General features: G+C 42.7%; 19 protein-coding genes. All 19 read right to left on the bottom strand.

What is annotated here, in order from left to right:
* A partial coding sequence (locus CJU60_RS11685; protein ID WP_141243777.1) for an Rnase Y domain-containing protein occupies nt 1-315 on the bottom strand: 315 nt, incomplete at its 3' end.
* A gap of 286 nt (nt 316-601) precedes the next feature.
* Nucleotides 602-1,780, bottom strand: coding sequence for a serine hydrolase domain-containing protein (locus CJU60_RS11680; RefSeq protein ID WP_095713854.1), 1,179 nt, complete (start codon nt 1,778-1,780; stop codon nt 602-604).
* 173 nt (nt 1,781-1,953) lie between these two features.
* Nucleotides 1,954-3,000, bottom strand: a complete 1,047-nt coding sequence (gene recA / locus CJU60_RS11675; RefSeq protein WP_010334307.1) for a recombinase RecA — start codon at nt 2,998-3,000, stop codon at nt 1,954-1,956.
* Nucleotides 3,001-3,172: 172 nt separating this feature from the next.
* Entirely contained in the window at nt 3,173-4,423 is a 1,251-nt protein-coding gene (locus CJU60_RS11670; protein ID WP_095713855.1) for a competence/damage-inducible protein A, read from the bottom strand.
* An 18-nt stretch (nt 4,424-4,441) separates the two neighbouring features.
* Complete coding sequence (gene pgsA / locus CJU60_RS11665) at nt 4,442-5,023, bottom strand: CDP-diacylglycerol--glycerol-3-phosphate 3-phosphatidyltransferase (protein WP_024121454.1); 582 nt, start codon at nt 5,021-5,023, stop codon at nt 4,442-4,444.
* A gap of 49 nt (nt 5,024-5,072) precedes the next feature.
* Nucleotides 5,073-5,987 (bottom strand): cell shape determination protein RodZ, encoded by a 915-nt coding sequence (gene rodZ / locus CJU60_RS11660; RefSeq protein WP_095713853.1) that lies wholly within the window; start codon nt 5,985-5,987, stop codon nt 5,073-5,075.
* An 18-nt stretch (nt 5,988-6,005) separates the two neighbouring features.
* Entirely contained in the window at nt 6,006-6,797 is a 792-nt protein-coding gene (locus CJU60_RS11655; RefSeq protein ID WP_024121452.1) for a DUF3388 domain-containing protein, read from the bottom strand.
* Nucleotides 6,798-6,926: 129 nt separating this feature from the next.
* Nucleotides 6,927-7,184, bottom strand: coding sequence for a DUF3243 domain-containing protein (locus tag CJU60_RS11650; protein ID WP_024121451.1), 258 nt, complete (start codon nt 7,182-7,184; stop codon nt 6,927-6,929).
* A gap of 79 nt (nt 7,185-7,263) precedes the next feature.
* The gene (ymfI, locus tag CJU60_RS11645) at nt 7,264-7,992 is read right to left on the bottom strand and encodes an elongation factor P 5-aminopentanone reductase (RefSeq protein ID WP_024121450.1); all 729 of its coding nucleotides are present in this window, start codon (nt 7,990-7,992) and stop codon (nt 7,264-7,266) included.
* A 51-nt stretch (nt 7,993-8,043) separates the two neighbouring features.
* On the bottom strand, nt 8,044-9,330 hold the full coding sequence (gene yfmH, locus CJU60_RS11640) for an EF-P 5-aminopentanol modification-associated protein YfmH (RefSeq protein ID WP_044155844.1): 1,287 nt from the start codon (nt 9,328-9,330) through the stop codon (nt 8,044-8,046).
* Nucleotides 9,327-10,604 (bottom strand): EF-P 5-aminopentanol modification-associated protein YfmF, encoded by a 1,278-nt coding sequence (yfmF, locus tag CJU60_RS11635; protein ID WP_095713852.1) that lies wholly within the window; start codon nt 10,602-10,604, stop codon nt 9,327-9,329. Before yfmF ends, yfmH begins: the two co-directional genes overlap by 4 nt.
* Before the next feature lie 238 nt (nt 10,605-10,842).
* On the bottom strand, nt 10,843-12,051 hold the full coding sequence (bcbE, locus tag CJU60_RS11630) for a bacillibactin exporter BcbE (RefSeq protein ID WP_240312855.1): 1,209 nt from the start codon (nt 12,049-12,051) through the stop codon (nt 10,843-10,845).
* Nucleotides 12,052-12,185: 134 nt separating this feature from the next.
* Nucleotides 12,186-12,911 (bottom strand): GntR family transcriptional regulator, encoded by a 726-nt coding sequence (locus CJU60_RS11625; RefSeq protein WP_059292764.1) that lies wholly within the window; start codon nt 12,909-12,911, stop codon nt 12,186-12,188.
* 133 nt (nt 12,912-13,044) lie between these two features.
* Nucleotides 13,045-15,414 (bottom strand): FtsK/SpoIIIE family DNA translocase, encoded by a 2,370-nt coding sequence (locus CJU60_RS11620; protein WP_141243776.1) that lies wholly within the window; start codon nt 15,412-15,414, stop codon nt 13,045-13,047.
* A 129-nt stretch (nt 15,415-15,543) separates the two neighbouring features.
* Nucleotides 15,544-15,756, bottom strand: coding sequence for a YlzJ-like family protein (locus tag CJU60_RS11615; protein WP_024121444.1), 213 nt, complete (start codon nt 15,754-15,756; stop codon nt 15,544-15,546).
* On the bottom strand, nt 15,753-16,490 hold the full coding sequence (gene tepA, locus CJU60_RS11610) for a translocation-enhancing protein TepA (protein WP_024121443.1): 738 nt from the start codon (nt 16,488-16,490) through the stop codon (nt 15,753-15,755). Before tepA ends, CJU60_RS11615 begins: the two co-directional genes overlap by 4 nt.
* Nucleotides 16,491-16,605: 115 nt before the next feature.
* Nucleotides 16,606-18,273, bottom strand: coding sequence for a ribonuclease J2 (gene rnjB / locus CJU60_RS11605; RefSeq protein WP_044155851.1), 1,668 nt, complete (start codon nt 18,271-18,273; stop codon nt 16,606-16,608).
* A 177-nt stretch (nt 18,274-18,450) separates the two neighbouring features.
* Nucleotides 18,451-19,323, bottom strand: coding sequence for a 4-hydroxy-tetrahydrodipicolinate synthase (gene dapA, locus CJU60_RS11600; RefSeq protein WP_024121442.1), 873 nt, complete (start codon nt 19,321-19,323; stop codon nt 18,451-18,453).
* A 30-nt stretch (nt 19,324-19,353) separates the two neighbouring features.
* On the bottom strand, nt 19,354-20,568 hold the full coding sequence (gene dapG / locus CJU60_RS11595) for an aspartate kinase (protein WP_024121441.1): 1,215 nt from the start codon (nt 20,566-20,568) through the stop codon (nt 19,354-19,356).
* Nucleotides 20,569-20,607: the final 39 nt, after the last annotated feature.

Raw genomic sequence — 20,607 nt, 5'->3', positions numbered from 1 at the left:
AATTCCCTCATGTTTGCGATCAAGGTTTTCCTCCTTTTGGAGTAAACGGTTTTCTTGTTTTTGAAGCTCATTTCGTCTTTCACGAACTTCTTGTTCAGCATCTATTCGAAGTTTGTGGATTTCATCCTTTGCTTCAAGCAGAGCTTCTTTTTTCAGTGCTTCAGCATCACGCTTTGCATCTTCAAGAATTTGCTCGGCTGCACCGCGTGCGCCTGCAATTTTCGCTTCGGCAATGGTTTTACGAACATAGTAGCCAACAACTAAACCGAGTAGAATCAGCAAAATGGAGATGAGAACCATCATAATTGGGGTCATACTTTCACCTCCTCTTGCTATGAACTTGGTTGTTGCTCAAAATAAGTGTCGGCATGTACATTGTCTAGTTTTCTCAACATACAGAACCTTCACAGGGAATGAAAGTTTCATCGCCCTTGTCAAGTTTAAATGGTTTAACAATCATGTTAAAAAAACAAATGTTACAACTTCATTGTAATTGTGTCGGAAATACTTGTCAAGCTTGCCAGCTTAACGTTTGCCGAGCCGCCCCCATTTATCCTGCCGAACGTGAATCCGCCAATCTTTTGAAAAAACAGATCGTAAATTACTCCTGATTTAGAAGCTGGTATATTTTATTGTTCACTTGTCCAAGTTTAGCGTTATTTTGAATGTTCGACAACAAAACAACAACGGTTTGTCCGGATTTGCTGAAGCTGTTCAATACGTTGAAGCCCGGCATGACTCCGTGGTTTGAATAGCTTCCGGGAGCAACATAAAATCCCATCCCGTATGTGGAACTGCTCCCTGGCGTGAACATTTTTTCATAGCTTTCTTGCGAATAGAGCTTGCCGTCTATCAGCGCTTTGTCAAATTTGTACATATCAGCAGCACTCATATATATATCGCCAGCTCCATACATCTGAGATAAATCGAGCATATACGGTGTAATGGCCCTGCTGCCTTTCAGCTTATAGCCGACAGCTGGATAAGGTTGCTTATCATATGTCTTGTAAAAACCCGAATGCGTCATCCCCGCCGGCTTAAATATATGATTCGTTATGTATTGTTCATAAGACTCACCGCTCACTTCAGCAACAATATAAGCGAGAACTGAATAGTTAGAATCCTGATAGTCCCACATTCCAGGCTGGCGTTTGATTCCTTGCTGCTCTATGTCTTTTATTAAGTCATCCGGAGTGATCGCGCCATTCCCTTCAACATGTCCGTTTATTCCCGATGTATGAGTAAGCAGATTCTTTAATGTAATATTTTTTCCATTAGGAAAATGGGGTAAATACGTGCTGACCGGATCACTTGTCTGGAGCTTTCCCTTTTCCTCAAGTTGCAAAATAGCGGTTGCTATCAGCGCTTTTTGTGATGATCCGACATAAAAAGATGTCGTAGGATTGTTTTTTATGTGATGCTCGCGATCCGCGTAACCAAAACCTTTATTGATTACGACTTCCCCATTTCTGACGATCATGGCTGTCCCGCTGAAGCCGATCTCTTTTAAATAACTGCTGATTTTTTGATTGCGATCCACTGTTTTGATTTGTTCCTCTGTTTTTTTGGCTTTGTTTTTCTTCTGATCCGTTTGCTTCTGACTAGTATCAGAAACCGCTGCAGCTTCTTGAGATGGTTCGGCTTCTTCATCCTCTCGATGAACGGCATTCCAAATCATGAAACAAATGATTGCGGCCAACATACCAAACAAAAATTTGCCTCTTTTATTTAGTTTTCTGCGTCTGCGCTTCGCAGTTCTTCTGTGAGTGGGGCTTGTCATCCATTTTATCCTCCCAATCTAATTTCAAATACACACGTTTTGTTAGACGTATGAAGCACTATAAAAGTTGTCAAAAAAACCAATTTATTTATTATTATTTTGCAGAAAATACAAAAGAAAAAAAGGCAGAGTTTTCACTCTGCCTTTTTTATCATTTCAAATTCATTTTATTTTTATTCTTCAAATTCAAGTTCTTCCTGTGTCTCTTCCGCCTGTTGCTGTACTACTCCGTTATTATCTAAACCGTAATGTTCACGAATTTGCTCCTGAATCATCAGCATGATATCTTTATTTTCTTTTAAGAATTGTTTGGCATTTTCACGGCCTTGGCCAAGACGCTCTTCTTCATAAGAGTACCATGAACCGCTTTTTTGCACGATATCAAGTTCAGTTCCGAGATCAATGATTTCGCCTTCTTTTGAGATACCTTCTCCATACATAATATCAACCTCAGCTGTACGGAACGGAGGAGCCACCTTGTTTTTCACGACTTTAATTCTCGTTTTATTCCCCATAACGTCGTTGCCTTGTTTCAGCTGTTCAGCACGGCGTACTTCAAGACGAACGGAAGAGTAGAATTTCAGCGCACGACCGCCGGGAGTCGTTTCCGGGTTTCCGAACATAACGCCGACTTTTTCACGAATTTGGTTAATGAAAATCGCAATAGTTTTCGATTTGTTGATAGCCCCTGAAAGCTTACGAAGCGCTTGAGACATTAAACGTGCCTGCAAACCGACATGTGAATCTCCCATGTCGCCTTCAATTTCTGCTTTCGGAACGAGCGCCGCTACAGAGTCGACAACAACGATGTCAACTGCACCGCTTCGAACCAACGCTTCTGCAATTTCAAGCGCCTGCTCGCCTGTGTCAGGCTGAGACAGTAAAAGCTCTTCGATATTGACACCGAGTTTTTGTGCGTATACCGGGTCTAGCGCGTGCTCCGCATCGATAAACGCAGCTTGTCCTCCCTGCTGCTGAACCTCAGCAATTGCATGAAGCGCCACAGTTGTTTTACCTGAGCTTTCAGGACCGTATACTTCAATAATCCGTCCGCGGGGATACCCGCCTATTCCCAATGCCGTATCAAGAGCGAGGGAGCCGCTTGGAACAGTAGAAATTCTTGTATCTGTCTTTTCTCCCAGTTTCATAATGGAACCTTTGCCGAACTGCTTTTCTATTTGTTTAAGAGCCATATCTAAGGCTGCCTGACGATCACTCATTCTATTTTTTCCTCCTTTATGTTACCACTACATATACTATACCCTGTTTGAAGGGATTTGCCAAGAAAAAAGCGAACGCATATTCGGATTTTTTCTTGGCCTGATTTCTACCAAAATATCATAATGAGTCAGAGAAATCATGTTTTTTGAGGAGGATAGTGTGCTGAAAACATTATTTTTGCTCTAACAGTTTTAAAATTAAATGGCAGCCATATTTAGCAGCACGTTTTCTGATTCCTGTTCTGGAGCCTGCAAAGTGAAACTCGTGAACCTCTTCTTTTCCGTTTGCAAAAATACCGATAAACACATGTCCAGGTGCATGGCCTTCTTGAGTATCAGGGCCGGCAACACCGGTAAAGCTAATGCCAATATCGCTTCCAGTGAGCTGCTGAACACCCTTTGCGAGCTCAGATGCGCATTCCTCGCTGACTGCGCCGAAACGGTCCAATGTTTCCTTTTTGACGCCGAGGACATTTTGCTTCACTTCGTTTGAATAGCAAACAACGCCGCCGGAAAACAATGCTGAAGCGCCGCTAAGGTCTGTCAGCCATTCGGAAAACAGCCCGCCGGTAAAGCTTTCTGCGGCAGAAAGCGTGATGCCTTTTTCCTTGCATGCTTTAGATAGCTCTTTCACAAGCGATGTATCGTCGTAGCCATAGAAAAATTCACCGACACGTTCTAAAATAACGGCTTCTGTTTCTTTTAACAAACGCTCTGTTTCTTTTTCATCGGCATGTTTTGCTGTCAAGCGAAGCGTCACCTCTCCGTCCGCTGCCAACGGAGCGATCGTCGGGTTCGTCTGTGCATCAATGATATCTTCTAAATCAGCTTCAAGCTGAGATTCGCCGATACCGAAAAAGCGAAGAACAGTTGATACAATTTTTTCATTGGAGCCCATCTTTTTAAGAAGAAGCGGTTTTGCCTCATTTTCAAACATCGGACGCAATTCGCTTGGCGGCCCGGGAAGAAGCATATAAAAGCGCGAATCATGCTCTGTAAGCATTCCCGGCGCCATTCCAAAGTGATTCTCCAGTACGTCAGATCCTTCGATGACAAGCGCCTGTTTTCGGTTATTAGGTGACATCGTGCGTTTTGTTCGTTTGAAATAATCCTCAATGGATTGAAACGCCTCATCATTTAAAACGAGCGGACGTCCCAGCACATTTGCTATTGTTTCTTTTGTTAAATCATCTTTTGTCGGCCCGAGCCCTCCTGAAAAAATAATAAAATCAGAGCGCTCTTCAGCAATGCGGATGACCTGCTTCAGCCGCTCCGGATTATCACCGACTGCTGTATGGTAAAATACGTTTACTCCGATTTCTGCCAGCTGTTTGCTGATAAATTGAGCATTTGTATTAGCAATCTGACCGAGTAAGAGCTCTGAACCGACTGCAATAATCTCTGCTTTTTTTGGAAATTCCATCATGTATGTCCTTCTTTCTTAGTTAGATGCTTTTAGCGCTTCCCAGTTTTTAGCGAAATAGTCCCAGCCTGATACAACGGTAAAGAATACGGCTACCCATAACGCCAGGTCAGCGAACGGAAATGACACAAGCTCAAACGGAAGATTGTGAAGAAGCAATGCAGATACTGCAATGATTTGTGCCCAGGTTTTAATTTTACCAAGCATATTCGCAGCGACTACTTCTCCCGTTCCGGCTAATACAAGCCTTAAACCTGTTACGGCAAACTCCCGGCTGATAATCACAATGACCATCCAAGCTGGAGCAAGATCAAATTGAACAAGGATAATTAACGCTGCCGATACGAGAAGTTTGTCCGCAAGCGGATCGAGAAATTTCCCAAAGTTTGTAACAAGGTTCAGTTTGCGGGCATAATAACCATCTATCCAATCTGTCGTCGATGCAATAATAAACAAGATAGCGCCCGCCAAGTGTGTGACCGGAATGGATTCGTCTCCAAATTCGAGCCTGCCCCAGTCAAACGGCGCCAGCATGATAATCATGAAGATTGGGATTAATGCAATTCTTGCTAGTGTGATTTTATTCGGTAAGTTAAACATAAAGCCCCTCCAGTTTCATACTCGGACGTGAAGAAAAGTCACCTGATGATTAAGATGACTTTTCTTCCTTTTTATTTACAATCTTTATTGTTTGTGCCATCACTTCTTTAGGATCAAGTTTATATGAAAGAACCTCACCGTTGATTTTTATTTTCAGGTTAGGTGCATATCCTGTGCGGATTTCAACTTGTTTCTGATCAGTTATGTCTTTTTTATACGTTTCGTCTTTTTTCAGTGTACCCTCTTTAAGAGAGCTGCTGTTTTCATCGCGCACTCGAATCCAAGAGCTGTCTGAAGCCTTCAGCTCAAGCTCGATTTTATCAGCGCCGGACACTTCATAAGTTGTTACAGATCCTTCAGTGCCAGTTGCTTTCACCTCTAGTTTGTCACTGTCACTGTCTTCTTTTTTATCTTCTATGTCTTTCGTTTCTTTTTTCGTGTCTGTCTCTTTTTCAGAGCTGTTGGTTTGATTCTCTTTCAGCGTTGAATCTTTAGGGATCTCATACTTGCTTTCACTTTTCGCGATTGATTTTTCTGATGCCGCATTGCTATTATCATCGTTTTTATGATTCGCAAACTGAATTATAGCGTAAACAATGGCGATCACGACAATCACGCCGAGAATCACAAGTATTGTAGGCAGCAATTCCAGCGCCTTAGAAGCAGGCTTTGGCATTTCCTTCTGGAGATTCATGCCGGAGATTTTTTCAGACACATCGTCATGATACGTATTCGGGATATCTTTTTTATGCTCCTCAAACAATTGGTCAGCATCAAGCCCGACGGCTTCCGCATATTGCTTGATGAAAGCCCGGACATAAAACTTACCCGGAATAATGTCATAATTTCCTTCCTCCAAGGCGGTTAAATACCTTTTTTGAATCTTAGTTGCCGCTTGGAGATCATCCAATGACATTGCTTTTTCCTCTCTGGCTTCTTTCAGCCGGATTCCTAGTTCAGTCACAACAAACACCTTCCAATTTTAAAAATCAAAGCTTGAAAACCCGGATTGATCAAACATTTGGGGTTCTTCAGCATGTTCATATGTAATAACCTCATCAGGATCATTTCTCAGTTCAATAATATAATCAAAGTCATCTAGTGTATACTCTGTATTTTGAACGAATATGTCCGGATGCTCCACCACTTTTGTAGCAGGCAGCCTCATGATTTCCCTCACCAGCTGCAGATGGCGTTCTGATCCTCTTCTTGTCGATACAATTCCGTCAATGATAAAGACATTTTCAGTGCTGTATTCATCGGCAATCAGTTGGCTTCTGATTGTCTGTTTCAGCAAGGTAGATGACACAAACAGCCACCTTTTGCTGGCGCATACGCTGGAAGCTACGATTGACTCCGTTTTCCCGACGCGCGGCATTCCCCGGATCCCGATTAATTTATGGCCTTCTTTTTTGAACAGTTCGGCCATAAAATCGACTAATAAGCCCAGCTCGTCCCGTTCAAAGCGAAATGTTTTCTTATCATCGGCATCCCTCTGGATGTACCGGCCGTGACGCACAGCGAGACGGTCGCGAAGCCTTGGTTCTCTCAGCTTCGTTACTTTAATTGTTTCCATCGTTTTTAAGATTGATTCTAATCGCTTAATTTGATCTATATGGCGGCACCTGAGCAGCATTCCCCTTCTGGAAAGATCGACGCCGTTTATCGTTACGATGTTAATAGAAAGCATCCCGAGAAGAGATGAAATATCCCCGAGCAGTCCGGGGCGGTTCACTTGAATTTCATATTCAAAATACCATTCGAGCTTTGCCAAATGATATACCCCCTTCATTGTGGCAAAATTTTACCTTCCTTTATCATAAAGCATTTTTCTCTAATTAGAAAGAAGAATGTTGCTGTGATGGGGAAAACATAAAAAAGAGAGGAAGAATCTCCTCTCTTCTTAATGAGTGCTGTTATTTTCAACAAGCTTAACCATCATATTGGCAATGGCGTGCTGTTCTTCTTTAGATGCTACGCTCCAAAGATCTGCCAGCACTTTTTCCTGCTCGTTCTTAGAATCCACTTCATTAGCCAGGTAACCGCCGATTTCTGTAGCAAGGTCAGTGATGGTGTCCTGACTCATGCCTTTTTCTTGCGCATAGTTTAAACGATCACCAAGGAAATTCTTCCAGTTATCCCAGTTTTCTAATACTGACATGTGAGTTTCCTCCATTTCATGTGAAGTTACAAAATTATTTTGTCCTTCTTAAAAGAAACTATACACATTTTATTTTGCTTCAGCAGTGCCAGCCGCCGTTAACTGACAGAATCTGTCCAGTAATATAGGAAGCTTTTTCAGACAGGAGAAATGCTGCCGCCTCGGCAACTTCTTTCGGCTGTGCAAGCCTGCCGATCGGGATTTCATCAGCGATCTCTTCTAATTCATCCGGATTGAATTGATTCATCATGTTTGTATCTACAGCACCCGGCGCTACTGCGTTGACCCTGATACCGCTTGGGGCCAGCTCCTTAGCCAGTCCTTTTACAAACGAGTGCTGCGCGCCCTTTGCCATGCTGTACAGCACCTCACACGATGCGCCAGTCTCTCCCCAAATAGAGCTGACCGCCACGATCGCTCCCGATTTGTTACGGATCATGCCTGGAAGAAGGTTTCTCGTCAGCATGTAAGGACTTGCCACATGCAGCTGAACCATTTCCTGTACCGTAGCATTATCTACATCAGTAATCAGTCCAAAATGGCTTCTGCCGCTGTTTAAAACGATCGCATCAACCGGCTGAACAATTGATTTTGTTAGTTCATCAGCGCCAGTGGGAGTGGAGAGATCTCCTTGCAAAATATCAGCATATATGCCAAATGACCGTTTCAGTTTTTCAGCAAGCTCTGCAGCCGCGCTTTCATTCTGATTGTAGTGCAAAAGCAGATCATACCCCTCTGCTGCAAGCGATTCACTTATGCTTTTGCCGATACCGCCGCTCGCCCCGGTGACTAATGCTGTTTTTTTCATCCTCTTTCCTTCTTTCCGCAGAAAAACACCCCTCACTTGGAGGGATGCATGTTAAGATTTAGGAACCACTTTGCAGACAGTCAGTCTGTCCTCAGCAATTTCCTCTTGTATGATTTGCTGCACATCCTCAAGGGTGATCTGCTCGAGAACAGTTACGATATCAAACAGGCTCATCTCCAAAAATGCATAGCGAGTGAATTGGTTAGCGATGTATTCAGGTGAGTTTAATGCCTTTAAAAATGACCCGATTTTTTTCTTTCTCGCAAGTTCAATCTTCTCAGCGGTGATGATTTCACCGGCACGAAGCAGATTGCCTGAAATGTCTTCAGCCAATTTATCCGGTTCAGGCGTGTCCCCGCCAATGGCCGCAAAACCGAACCCATATTCAGCCGTAAAATCAAAGCTGAACGTTTCATCTATATACCCTTTTTCATAAAGGGACTCATATTGGGCAGAGCTTTTGCCAAACAAAGATTCAAGCAATAGGTTCATTGTAAGTTCATGCTTGAGCAGCTCTTTCCCTAATTTATACGGATGCTTTGATTTCAGTCCGACGAGACATTTCGGTCCCTGAACATTCATTTTAATTTCTTTTTCTTTCCGGAAAACAGCTTCTTGCTCTTTTACTTCTTCCCGTTTAATTTCCGGCTGATCTGTATACGGTTTTCTTTCCTGATTTTCTCTTACCTGAGAAATGATCGCTTCAGGATCAACAGGGCCGACTATAAAGAGGAGCATGTTGCTCGGATGATAAAACGTCTCATAGCATTCGTAAAGAAGGTCCTTTGTGATATGGGATATACTTTCGACCGTCCCGGCTATGTCAATTTTGACAGGATGATCTTTGTACATGTTTTCAATCACCCCGAAGTAAAGCCTCCAGTCAGGGTTATCATCATACATGTTAATTTCCTGGCCGATAATCCCTTTTTCCTTTTCCACCGTTTTTTCTGTAAAATAAGGGTCCTGCACAAAATCAATCAATGTCTCCAAATTGCGTTCCACATTTGACGTGCTTGAGAAAAGATAAGCCGTTCTTGTAAATGACGTGAACGCATTGGCAGAGGCGCCCTGTTTACTGAAATCTTGAAAAACATCTCCATCAGCTTTTTCAAACAGCTTATGTTCAAGAAAATGGGCAATCCCGTCCGGAACTTGAACCATCTCGTCTTTTCCAAGAGGGACAAACTGATTATCTATAGACCCGTACTTTGTTGTGAATACCGCATACGTCTTGTTGAAGCCTTTTTTCGGCAAAACGTATACGTCCAGGCCGTTTGACATTTTTTCATGATACAGCGTCTCCTGAAGCTGTTCAAATTCGATTGGTTTTATCAAGATGCACCCTCCGTCCCTTTTAAGAAATAAGTCGTATCAAGCTGAATCTTTTCGCCGACTTTAATGATATCCTCTTTTGTCACCCGCTCAATATTGGCAAGGAAATCTTCGATCGGAATATCGACTTGGGCAGCGGCCTGCTGATATAGAAATTCAGATAAACCGTACGCAGTATCAATTGTTTCCAGCACCTGATTCCGAATCATGGCTTTCGTCTGTGAGATGTCTTGCTCACTGAACTCCCCGTTTTTCATAGCCTGAAATTGCTCGGCAATAATAGAGACGGCTTGTTTGTAGTTTTTCACTTCAATTCCTGACATCACCATTAATAAACCTTTAAAGCTATCGATACGCGAGGCTGCGTAATAAGCGAGACTGGCTTTTTCCCGAACATTAATGAAAAGCTTGGAATGAGAAAAGCCGCCGAACATTCCGTTAAAAACTTGTAAAGCTGAATAATCCTGATCTGTAAAGGTAATATTGGTCCGATAGCCAATATTCAGCTTGCCTTGTTTGACGTCTTCTTCATCAATGACTTCTTTGGGTTCAGGTTGTTCAGCATGATTGTTTACAAATGCTTCCAGGGTGCGTTCCTCTGTTTGAAAATATTGTTCAATAGCAGCTTGCACTTGTTTCCTGTCAACATCGCCGACGACATATAAATCAAGCTGGTCTTTTTGGATCGCGTGTCGGTATGTTTCATATAATTGATCGGCCGTAATGGCATCAACATCGTCGATCTCACCATTGACGTGCAGCGAGTAAGGCTCGTTTTTACACATTTCCTGTATAAGCCTTAGATTAGAGTAACGCATTTTATCATCATAAACTGCTTGAATTCTTTGCTTCAGCGTTCGTTTTTCTTGATCCACATATTGCGATTGAAAAACGCCTGCTTCCAAAGCAGGTGAAAAGACGATTTCTGCGAGAAGCTGCAGCCCTTTTTCAAGGAGCGGCGTCTGATCTTTTAAATATTTTTCATTCGGAATTTCAAGTCTGAATGTAATTACATGCTGTTCACCTTTTTTCGAGAGATCAGCCGAAACAGACGTGCCGTACAGTTCATCCAGGTAAGAACGCAATTCTGCAGTTTTCGGACGGCTTTCTGTTCCTCGAAGCAGCACATGCGGGAACAGCGCTCTTTTCGTAACTTGCTCCTTTGTTAAGGGCGCCAGCATTTTAAAGATAAGCGAGACGGTTTTAAATTTTTCTGTTTCTACAATATGTGCGGTTAAACCGCCGTGCTTTGTTTTGACTTCATTGACATATGACATGTGAAACCTCCTTCGTTCATTTCTTATTAGTATGTATTATGACCAAATTTCAGCATTCGCAGAAACACTCTTTCATGTAATTATAGCAACTGTAGGATTTATAAGGAAACAATAACCTCTTACGTATTAATTGTTCGTCCGCTATTGGACATAAAAAAGAGCTTCCTGCTTGATGCCTCTTAATCACAAGTTTTCTGCCGAGATTCGCTATTTTTCTCAGCAAAAAAAAGACGGTGTGTCAAACCGTCCCTAAGTTTTTTTCTTCTTCACTTTTTTTAGCATCTACATTAAAGAGCACCAGAAATAAGGAAATAATCCCGCAAAACGCGGAAAGAATGAAAATAAGCCAGCTTGCATTAGACATCAATGCCGCAAACACAGGCGGCCCGAGAGCTACTCCAATAAAGCGCATACTATTATAAAATGAGGAAATAGTTCCGCATTCCTCACTCTCAATCCCTTCTGTTATCAGGGCATCTAAAGCAGGAAGTGCCATTCCGATTCCAATACCCCCAAAACTCAAAAAGATAAATAAAAAATAAAAACTGTGGTTCCACCACAAGCCGATAAAAGACAGGCTTAACATAATCATCCCTGTAACGACGCAAAATTTCATTCTTGCCTTATCTTTGCCGATCTTTTTACCCGCTATAAAAGAACTGCTGGACAGGAATAAAAGAGGTATCGCCAGCAGCCCGCCTTTGGCCACTCCGTCAATTGTATATTTATTCTCTAGCGTATCTGATAAGTAAAATAATACGCCAAATAATAAAAACATAATGACGCACCCAATAATAAAAACTGTGTAGAGCCAGCGTCCATCCTGTTTAAAGATTTTCCGCACATTCTTGAGGAACTCTGAAATTGTAGGTGCATCCTCATCTTCTTCAGGCTTCTCGACCAGAAACAATACGAGCAAAAAGCTGATCAAACAGAAAAACGGAATAAACCAAAACGGGACGAACCAGTACCAGGAGGCAAGTAAGGCGCCCAGTATGGGACTCAGCACTTTTCCGGAGGTGTTAGCGGTTTCAATATCGCCAAGACCGGCACTGACCTTTTCATCATCCCCCTTAAACAGATCGCCGATAAACGGCATGACGATGGGAGCTGCACCCGCTGATCCGATGCCTTGAAGAACCCGTCCGGCCAAGATCATAGCGTAAGGATTGTCTATATATGTCGAAGCAAAAGCAGCCACAGCTCCCCCTATTCCCGCAATAATAAGGCATGGGAGCAGTACTTTTTTTCTGCCAAATCTATCCGACAGGTACCCCGCGATCGGAATGCAAATGATCGCTACCACCGAATATACAGTGATAATTAATGACACTTGAAATGAACTGACCGACAGCTTTTTCTCCATCATCGGAAGCACGGGAATCAGCATGGAGTTCCCTAATGTCATAACAAGCGGTACGGAAGCCAGAGCAATAATATTTTTCATTCCTATTTTTTCTTTCAACATTTTCACCCATTCACTTTGTCATCCTTTATATCTTGCGTTAACCGCAGTAAAAGTATGTACAAAGAAACATAAACCAGACAAATAAAAAAACAGACACATCACAGGCGTCTGTTTTAGAATCGTTTACGCAAAACATGGAATCTGAATTTGTCGGCTCTGAAATAATTTAATGAATAAAGCACCGGTTTATCATGCTGATCGTAATGCGTTTGTTTTAACAGCAAAAGAGCTGTTTCCGGATCGCATTCCAGCACAGGAGAAATCGTATCATGATAGCCGATCGGCTCAATATCAGTTACAGCGTAGCTGATTACAGAGCCTGAATTTTTCTCAAGCAGGTCAAACATAGACTCTTGCTGGTGAGAAAAAGAATCCGGCAATATATCCATCGGAATTTTGTCAATACAATACACAATCGGCTGCCCGTTTGCCGTTCTGACACGTTCAAGATAAAAAACTTCCTGACCTGATGTCAGATGAAATCTCTTGATATCATCATCAGACGGCATAAGCACTTGAGATGAAAGAAAAATCGTTCCTGGAATCATATTAGCCTGTTCAATCATCTTGGTTACACTGTTCAGCTGTTCAATGCCCGAAAGAAATAACGGCTTAGAATGGACAAAAGTTCCTACACCATGCCTTCTGATAATCACATGCTCTTCTTCCAATATCCGCAGTGCTTCACGCAAAGTCGCCCGGCTGACACCAAGCTTTTTGGAAAGCTCAAATTCAGAAGGGAGCTTTTCTTTCTCAGTGTAGATTCCATTTTTAATATCCTCTTTTATTCGTTCAATCACTTTTAAATACAAGTGCCGATTATCAGCTTTTGTAGACATGTTTCCCCTCCGTAAACCACTTTCGATAAAAATTATTGAACAATTGGGACAACTATATCATGTTTTGTCGAAAAAATAAATAAAAAGGTGTACAGTTTACATAATGTTATTATTGTTATTGAACTCCCTTCATTTAAGAAGAGAGCTCATCATGTTTTTCTTTTGATATTAAGACTTCCCTTGGTTTGCTGCCTTCATACGGGCCAACTACGCCGCGTTCTTCCATTGCATCAATCAGGCGTGCCGCTCTCGTATACCCGATTCTGAACCTTCTTTGCAGCATCGATACGGATGCAGTCTGCATGCCGACGATTAATTCGACGGCTTCATCATAAAGGTCATCGGTAACCTCAGTATGGGTTTCCGTTGTTTCCTCAGGAATCATTTCTTCCTGATATTGAGCTTTTTGCTGCGTAATGACATGATCCACGACCTGCTCCACTTCTTCGTCTGACAAAAATGCACCTTGTACACGGACAGGTTTATTAGCCCCGACAGGTAAAAACAGCATATCTCCTCGTCCTAAAAGCTTCTCAGCGCCCCCCATATCCAGAATGGTCCTTGAGTCCGTCTGTGAAGAGACACTGAATGCGATTCGTGACGGAATATTTGCCTTGATGACCCCTGTAATGACGTCAACTGACGGACGCTGTGTCGCAATAATAAGATGGATGCCGGCAGCCCGTGCCATTTGGGACAATCTCGTAATCGAGTCTTCTACATCAGATGAAGCTACCATCATGAGATCAGCTAGCTCGTCCACAATGACCACGATATACGGCAGCTCTGGCTGTTTTGCCTCTCCCTCATTATTGGAGCGTTTTATATAATCATTGTACCCTTCAATATTTCTTGTTCCTGTATGAGAAAACAATTCGTACCGACGTTCCATTTCATTGACAACCTTTTTCAAAGCTTGTGATGCTTTTTTCGGGTCAGTTACCACCGGAGCAAGCAAATGCGGAATCCCATTGTACACATTCAGTTCAACCATTTTTGGGTCAATCATCATCATTTTCACTTCATGCGGTTTAGCGCGCATCAGAATACTTGTAATAATACCGTTGACACAGACACTTTTTCCGCTCCCAGTCGCGCCTGCGACAAGCAAATGAGGCATTTTGTTTAATTCAGCAAGCACAGCTTCACCCGAAATATTACGGCCAAGTCCGATTAACAGTTTTGCATCAGGTCTGTCATTAAGTTTTGACTCAAGCACTTCCTTCAGCGATACCATAGCCACTTCCGCGTTTGGAACTTCTATTCCGATGGCAGATTTACCTGGAATAGGCGCCTCAATCCTGATGTCTTTTGCAGCTAACGCAAGCGCTAAATCGTCACTTAGGTTGACTATTTTGCTTACCTTTACTCCGACATCCGGATACACTTCATATTTCGTGACAGCCGGCCCAAGATGAACCTGTGTCACTTTCGCCTTTACGCCGAAGCTTTGGAACGTGCGTTCAAGCTTTCTGGCATTTTCATAAATATTTTTTTTATCAGCCTGCTGGCCGGTATGCTTCGGATCAGCTAATAAATCTAATGACGGCATCTGATAATCTTTATTTTCAAGTTCTGTAAAGGTCATTGGCGGAGCAGCAGCCGTTTCATTATGCTCAGCCTCAGACTGATTTTCCTGAAGCGGTTCTGTCGCCGGCTCAATTCGTTTTACTGCAGCTGCCGGAGGCTCTTCCGCTTCATTCCGGTCTGAAAAGCTTGAGATAATCGGCTCTGAATGAATGAGAGGCGATACCATTTCCTGCTCCTCTTCTTCAGCAGCGGGCTCGGGGTCCATTTGCTGTTTTTTGCGCGCCGGCTTTTGTTTTTTACTGGTATTGGCTTTCGCTTTTTTCGATGATTTCATATTTGTTTTGACTGATTTCATATCATCAATAAAAGCAAACCATTGTTCTTTGATGAAACGGCCGATCGGGCTCATCCACTTTTTCAGCGTTTCTTGAAGAGAACGCCCCGTGACCAGAATCATTCCGATCAAAATCATTACAATCGCCATAATTTGAGAACCAGTTGAAGCAAACAAAAAGTGTGAAGCCGCAAACAGAAGCGCCCCTATCATTCCCCCGCCTAAATCAGGTGAAGCAGAGCTCCCATTCATGTCCATTAAAAATAATTCCCATGTATTGCGGATCACGCTGGCAGACTCAATAGATCCTCTGTTCGTCAAATTTTTAAACAGCTGCACATGAGAAAGCAGCAATATGCTTGCAATGATGCAGTACAGCCCCGCCTTTCGTCTCGTTAAAAGACTCGGCGTTTTTTTCTTCCAAAATAGTGAAACCCCTAAAACGAATAAGCCTAACAAGCATAAAATAAACCACTCACCAGCGAAAAAACGGAACAAGTAGATAAAGGTTTGTCCCACTACACCAAGCTGTAAAATGGCGATAATTGAGATAGCAATGCACAGCAATCCGTTTAATTCAAATTTTATGTTGAGCTGTTTTGCCTGTTTTTTTCTCGATTTTCTTTTTTTCTTTGCCACACTCATCACCTTACTGCGTTAAAAAATGTAAGTTCATACATAATGAAGAAAGCAGCCGTTTACTGGCTGCGTTTTTCTGTAGGATTCCCCTATTATAGCATATTTTGCCCTTAAAAAATGGCCGGAATCTTATACGTTTAATTTTAGCTTTTGTCCCGGAGAAATATCCGGATGCAGAAAGTGCATAGGATTAGTGCTCATGACTTGAATAACCTCTGCTTCATTGCCTTTCATCTCGACAAGAAGCGGAACACCTCTATACTCAATTTGCTCGTGTGCACTTGGCTGTTGGTTCTGTTCCGCGAAAACAATTTCCTGCGGCATCGTGGTATACAAAATCATTGAATCATCCGTCCTTCTTCTTCTCTCGCTTCCTCGATCAGCTCATTTAATTTATGAATCGCTTGTCCGACTCCGCCGACGTGATCAATCAGTCCATACTCGACGGCATCCTTGCCGACGACATTTGTTCCAATATCGCGTGTTAAGTTTCCTTTTGAAAACATCAGCTCTTTAAACTTATCTTCATCTACATTTGAATGGCTTGTTACAAATTTAACGACTCTTTCTTGCATCTTATCCAAGTACTCAAAGGTTTGAGGCACGCCGATCACCAGTCCCGTCAGACGAACGGGATGAATCGTCATGGTAGCTGTTTCAGCGATATAGCTGTAATCACAAGATACCGCAATTGGTACACCGATGGAATGTCCTCCGCCAAGTACGATGGAGACGGTTGGTTTTGACAAAGATGCGAGCATTTCAGCAATTGCAAGACCCGCTTCCACATCTCCGCCGACTGTATTTAATATAATAAGTAAACCTTCAATTTTTGGATTCTGCTCAATGGCAACGATTTGCGGGATTACATGTTCATATTTTGTTGTTTTGTTTTGCGGAGGCAGCTGAACATGGCCTTCTATTTGTCCGATAATGGTCAGACAATGGATATTTGTATCTTGCGGCAGCTGCGGAAGTGTCGTTTCCCCTAGCTGCTGTATTTTATTCATAATGCTGTCTTTCGCATCATTTTTTTCGGGACGTTCTTCTTCTGTATTTTCCATACGATGATCCATTTCGCTTTCACCCTTTCCGAGTTTCTCTTTGTATTATGAACAAAGATCTTCAATTCAATCCTGGCTTAACAGGCAAAAAAATAAAGACCGGAACAGGTCCGGTCTTACGTTTACATTAGACTTCCATAATAATTGGGATGATCATCGGTTTACGTTTTGTTTTTTCATATAGGAATTGGTTCAAAGCATCTCGCATTGCCTGCTTAAGCGTTGACCATTCAACGTTTGATGTTTCAGTTGCTTCTGTCACGATAGAGCGTACAAGCTCAGTAGCCTGTACGATAAGGCCTTCAGACTCTCTTACATAAACAAAACCGCGTGTGATAATCTCAGGACCTGATACAAGATGTTTCTTTTGTTTATCAAGTGTAATGACAACAATCAGTATGCCGTCTTGTGAAAGTAAGCGGCGGTCTCTCAGCACAATATTTCCGATGTCGCCTACACCTAAACCGTCGATTAAAATATTGCCGTATGGCACTTTATCACCGATCTTTACGTTTTGGCCGCGGAACTCGACAACGTCTCCTTTTTCAATTAAGAAGATATCACTGCGCTTCATGCCAATTTCTTCAGCGATTTTTGAATGAGCCTTTTGCATTCTGTATTCGCCGTTTACAGGAATTAAATATTTTGGTTTAAGCAGATTGATCATCAGCTTTAACTCTTCCTGTGAGCCATGTCCAGATACATGCACACGCTTTTGGGCAAAAATGACTTGTGCGCCGGCTCTGGCAAGCAAATCAACTGTTTTAGAATAAATGAGTTCCTGCCCAGGGATCGGAGTGGATGCAATGACAACTGTATCCCCTTCTTCGATATTCAGCTGCTTGTGGGCTTTGTTTGCCATTCTTGTCAGAGCTGCCAACGGTTCACCATGGCTGCCGGCAGTTACAATCGCTACTTCGCGCTTCGGATATTTTTTGACATCCTGAATTGAAATAAACAGTTCATCATCTGCTTCAATATATCCAAGCTTTCTTGCAAGCTGAAGGATCGATTGAAGGTTTTTTCCGGCAATGGCAATCTTTCTGCCATTTTGAGCCGCTGCATGAATGACTTGCTGAATTCGGTTAATATTGGATGCGAAAACGGCAATGATTACCCGGTTCTCTGAATTGTACAGTGCGTCCGAAATCTCTCCGCTGACAGCAGCTTCCGAAGGGGTGTAACCCGGACGTTCTGCATTAGCACTGTCAGAAAGCAGAGCAAGTACGCCGCTGTTGCCGATTTTGGCAATCTCGCCAATATCGCACGATTGATTAAGTGCGGGTGTTTGGTCAAATTTGAAGTCTCCCGTGCATACAATAGATCCAAGTGATGTTTTTAAACTGACGCCTACTGAATCAGGGATACTGTGGATCGTATTAAAGAACGATACCTTTGTTGATTCAAATGTAATGACAGATTTTGAGTGAATTTCTCTTAAATCAGCTTTTCGGTTATGTCCGTATTGTTTTAATTTTTCTCTTAATAGTGCAAGCGTTAGCTTTGTTCCGTATACAGGAACAGAAAGCTTGTTTAATAAGTAAAAAACGCCGCCGATATTCTCATCATGCCCATGTGTTAAAAAGATAGCCTTAACGCGGTCAGATCGTTCAATCAAATATGATATGTCAGGAATCACCACATCAATACCGAGCATTTCGTTTTCTGGATGCATAAGGCCGGCATCAACGACAAATATGTCTGAATCAATTTCGATGACATAAAGGTTCTTCCCAATTTCTCCGACACCGCCAAGGGCGATAATTCTAACGTTTTCTGTATTTTTCTTTTTCAAAATCTATATCCTCCTAGTCTCATACCCGTCCATCATCACTTGTTCCTATTATAACTGAAAGTAAATTTAGAAAACAAGATAAAGCAGAAGGTTTAGGGAAAACCAATATGTATAAGAAACGGTCAAACTCAGGTGGAATGAGAATGACCGCGTTTGTTTCACTGTATGAAATTTTTCTTACAGTTCGCTGATCGCGCTGCTTAAGCTCAGACGTTCATCTTCGTTTAATGGGATAAGAGGAAGACGCACCGAACCGACATCAAGGCCTTTCAGCTGAAGAGCTGTTTTCACAGGAGCCGGGTTAGGCGCTTTAAACAGTTCCTTCATAATCGGCAGCAATTTCTGGTGAATCAGTGCCGCGTTAGCTGTTTGCCCATTTGTATAATTTTTGATCATTTGCTGCATATCAGAGCCTACTATATGGCTTGCGACTGAAACGACACCTCTTCCTCCTACTGACAGAACAGGAAGTGTCAAGGCGTCATCCCCAGAATAAACGGAGAAATCTTCAGGCGTTTCCGCAACAATTTTTGTAATCGCTTCGAGATCTCCGCTCGCTTCTTTAATCGCAACAACATTCGGAATATCCGCCGCCAAACGGATTGTCGTCTCAGGAGCAAGAGAAGCAACGGTGCGGCCCGGCACATTGTACAGCATAACCGGAAGAGATGTTTCAGAAGCAACAGCTTTAAAATGCTGATACATTCCTTCTTGTGAAGGTTTATTATAATACGGCGTAACAAGCATCACCGCATCTACGCCTGCTTCCTCAGCTTTTTTGGTCAGCTTAATGGAATCTTTCGTATTGTTGCTGCCAGTACCCGCAATGACAGGCACCCGGCCGTTCACTTCTTTGACCGTATATTCAAATAGTGCTATTTTTTCTTCTGTTGAAAGGGTTGGTGATTCTCCTGTTGTTCCCGCTACTACTAAAGAATCTGTTCCGTTTTTCAACAAGTAATCAATCAGTGTAGACAATTTTTGAAAGTCTACATTCCCTTTATTGTCAAAAGGTGTAATCATAGCTGTAGACACATTTCCGAAATTCATTTTTTTCACCTCATCATGATTCAATCACATTTACTTAGAAAGTTCAAACACTTCATGCAAAGCGTTTACAGCAGGAACCATGTCCTCTTCATGGACAAGCACCCAGATGGTCGTGTGGCTGTCCGCCGACTGCAGAATAGGAATCTCTTTCTCTGATAGAGCTGTCACAATTTTAGACGTTACACCCGGGACGCCCATGATACCGGCACCGACCGCCGAAACTTTTGCGCAGTTTTTCGTCACCATCGGGTCATAACCCATATCCATTAAGATGCGCTGAGCTGTTTCCGTCTTGTTCCCAGCCACCGTATAAACGATTTCACTAGGTGTAATGTTAAAGAAATCAACGCTGATTCCTGCACTCGCCATCGCTTTAAAAACTTCAGTCTGAACGTTATACTGACCGATTTTTGAAGGCACTTTGAACTGTGTGACATCTTTGACATGGGCAATTCCGGTAATCAGCCGTTCAAAAACATCACTGCCGACATTGGAAGAATGATGTGATGTCACCAATGTGCCTTTATCTTTGGAATATGTTGAGCGGACGCGAATCGGAACCTTAGCCTGCATCGCAATCTCCACAGCTCGCGGATGAATCACTTTCGCTCCCTGGTACGCCAGGTTGCAGATTTCTGTATATGTTACCACAGGAAGCGGTTTCGCGTTTTCCACTACTCTCGGATCAGCAGTCATCACACCTTCAACATCTGTGAAAATATCGATGTATTCAGCGTCAATTGCCGCCCCAAGTGCAGCTGCAGACGTATCGCTGCCCCCTCTTCCGATCGTTGTTGTATCGCCCTTTTCAGTAGCGCCTTGGAATCCTGCGACGACTACTGCGTCATGATTCGCAAGCACACTGAATAAACGCTCCGGTTTCATTTCAAGGATTTTCGCATTTGTATGCTGATCATTCGTTAAGAACCCAGCCTGAGCCCCTGTCAGCGCAGATGCTTTTACACCGTTATCCAGCAGCATGCTCGTAAAGACGACAGAAGAAATCGTCTCTCCGCATGATAAAAGCAGATCCTGCTCTCTCGGGGAAATCGCAGACTGATCGCCGTAAAGCAGTCCCAACAGAGAGTCTGTTGCGTACGGATCACCCTTCCGGCCCATCGCGGAAACGACAACGACAACCTTATATCCTTCACTGATTGCTTCTTTAATGTGCTCTAAAGCCAGTTTACGGCCTTTGTCATCTTTTACAGATGTCCCGCCAAACTTCTGAACAATTATCTTCACTGTTTTCACTCCAAATTATTCGGACGTAACAGAAGAGAG

The sequence above is a fragment of the Bacillus sp. 7705b genome (assembly GCF_002289525.1).
GTDB classification, from domain to species: Bacteria; Bacillota; Bacilli; order Bacillales; family Bacillaceae; genus Bacillus; species Bacillus halotolerans.
The sequence above is the reverse complement of the archived record's forward strand: the minus strand, read 5'-3'. Positions and strand labels throughout refer to the sequence as shown.

Bases quoted from the DNA above. Each gene is read 5' to 3' on its own strand.
- yfmF (WP_095713852.1), bottom strand. From the start codon at position 10,604: ATGTCATATGTCAATGAAGTCAAAACAAAGCACGGCGGTTTAACCGCA.
- CJU60_RS11615 (WP_024121444.1), bottom strand. From the start codon at position 15,756: ATGATTTTGTATACCACGATGCCGCAGGAAATTGTTTTCGCGGAACAG.
- CJU60_RS11670 (WP_095713855.1), bottom strand. From the start codon at position 4,423: ATGGAATTTCCAAAAAAAGCAGAGATTATTGCAGTCGGTTCAGAGCTC.
- CJU60_RS11650 (WP_024121451.1), bottom strand. From the start codon at position 7,184: ATGTCAGTATTAGAAAACTGGGATAACTGGAAGAATTTCCTTGGTGAT.
- CJU60_RS11625 (WP_059292764.1), bottom strand. From the start codon at position 12,911: ATGTCTACAAAAGCTGATAATCGGCACTTGTATTTAAAAGTGATTGAA.
- recA (WP_010334307.1), bottom strand. From the start codon at position 3,000: ATGAGTGATCGTCAGGCAGCCTTAGATATGGCTCTTAAACAAATAGAA.
- ymfI (WP_024121450.1), bottom strand. From the start codon at position 7,992: ATGAAAAAAACAGCATTAGTCACCGGGGCGAGCGGCGGTATCGGCAAA.
- tepA (WP_024121443.1), bottom strand. From the start codon at position 16,490: ATGGATCATCGTATGGAAAATACAGAAGAAGAACGTCCCGAAAAAAAT.
- pgsA (WP_024121454.1), bottom strand. From the start codon at position 5,023: ATGTTTAACTTACCGAATAAAATCACACTAGCAAGAATTGCATTAATC.
- dapA (WP_024121442.1), bottom strand. From the start codon at position 19,323: ATGAATTTCGGAAATGTGTCTACAGCTATGATTACACCTTTTGACAAT.
- bcbE (WP_240312855.1), bottom strand. From the start codon at position 12,051: ATGAAAAATATTATTGCTCTGGCTTCCGTACCGCTTGTTATGACATTA.
- CJU60_RS11680 (WP_095713854.1), bottom strand. From the start codon at position 1,780: ATGACAAGCCCCACTCACAGAAGAACTGCGAAGCGCAGACGCAGAAAA.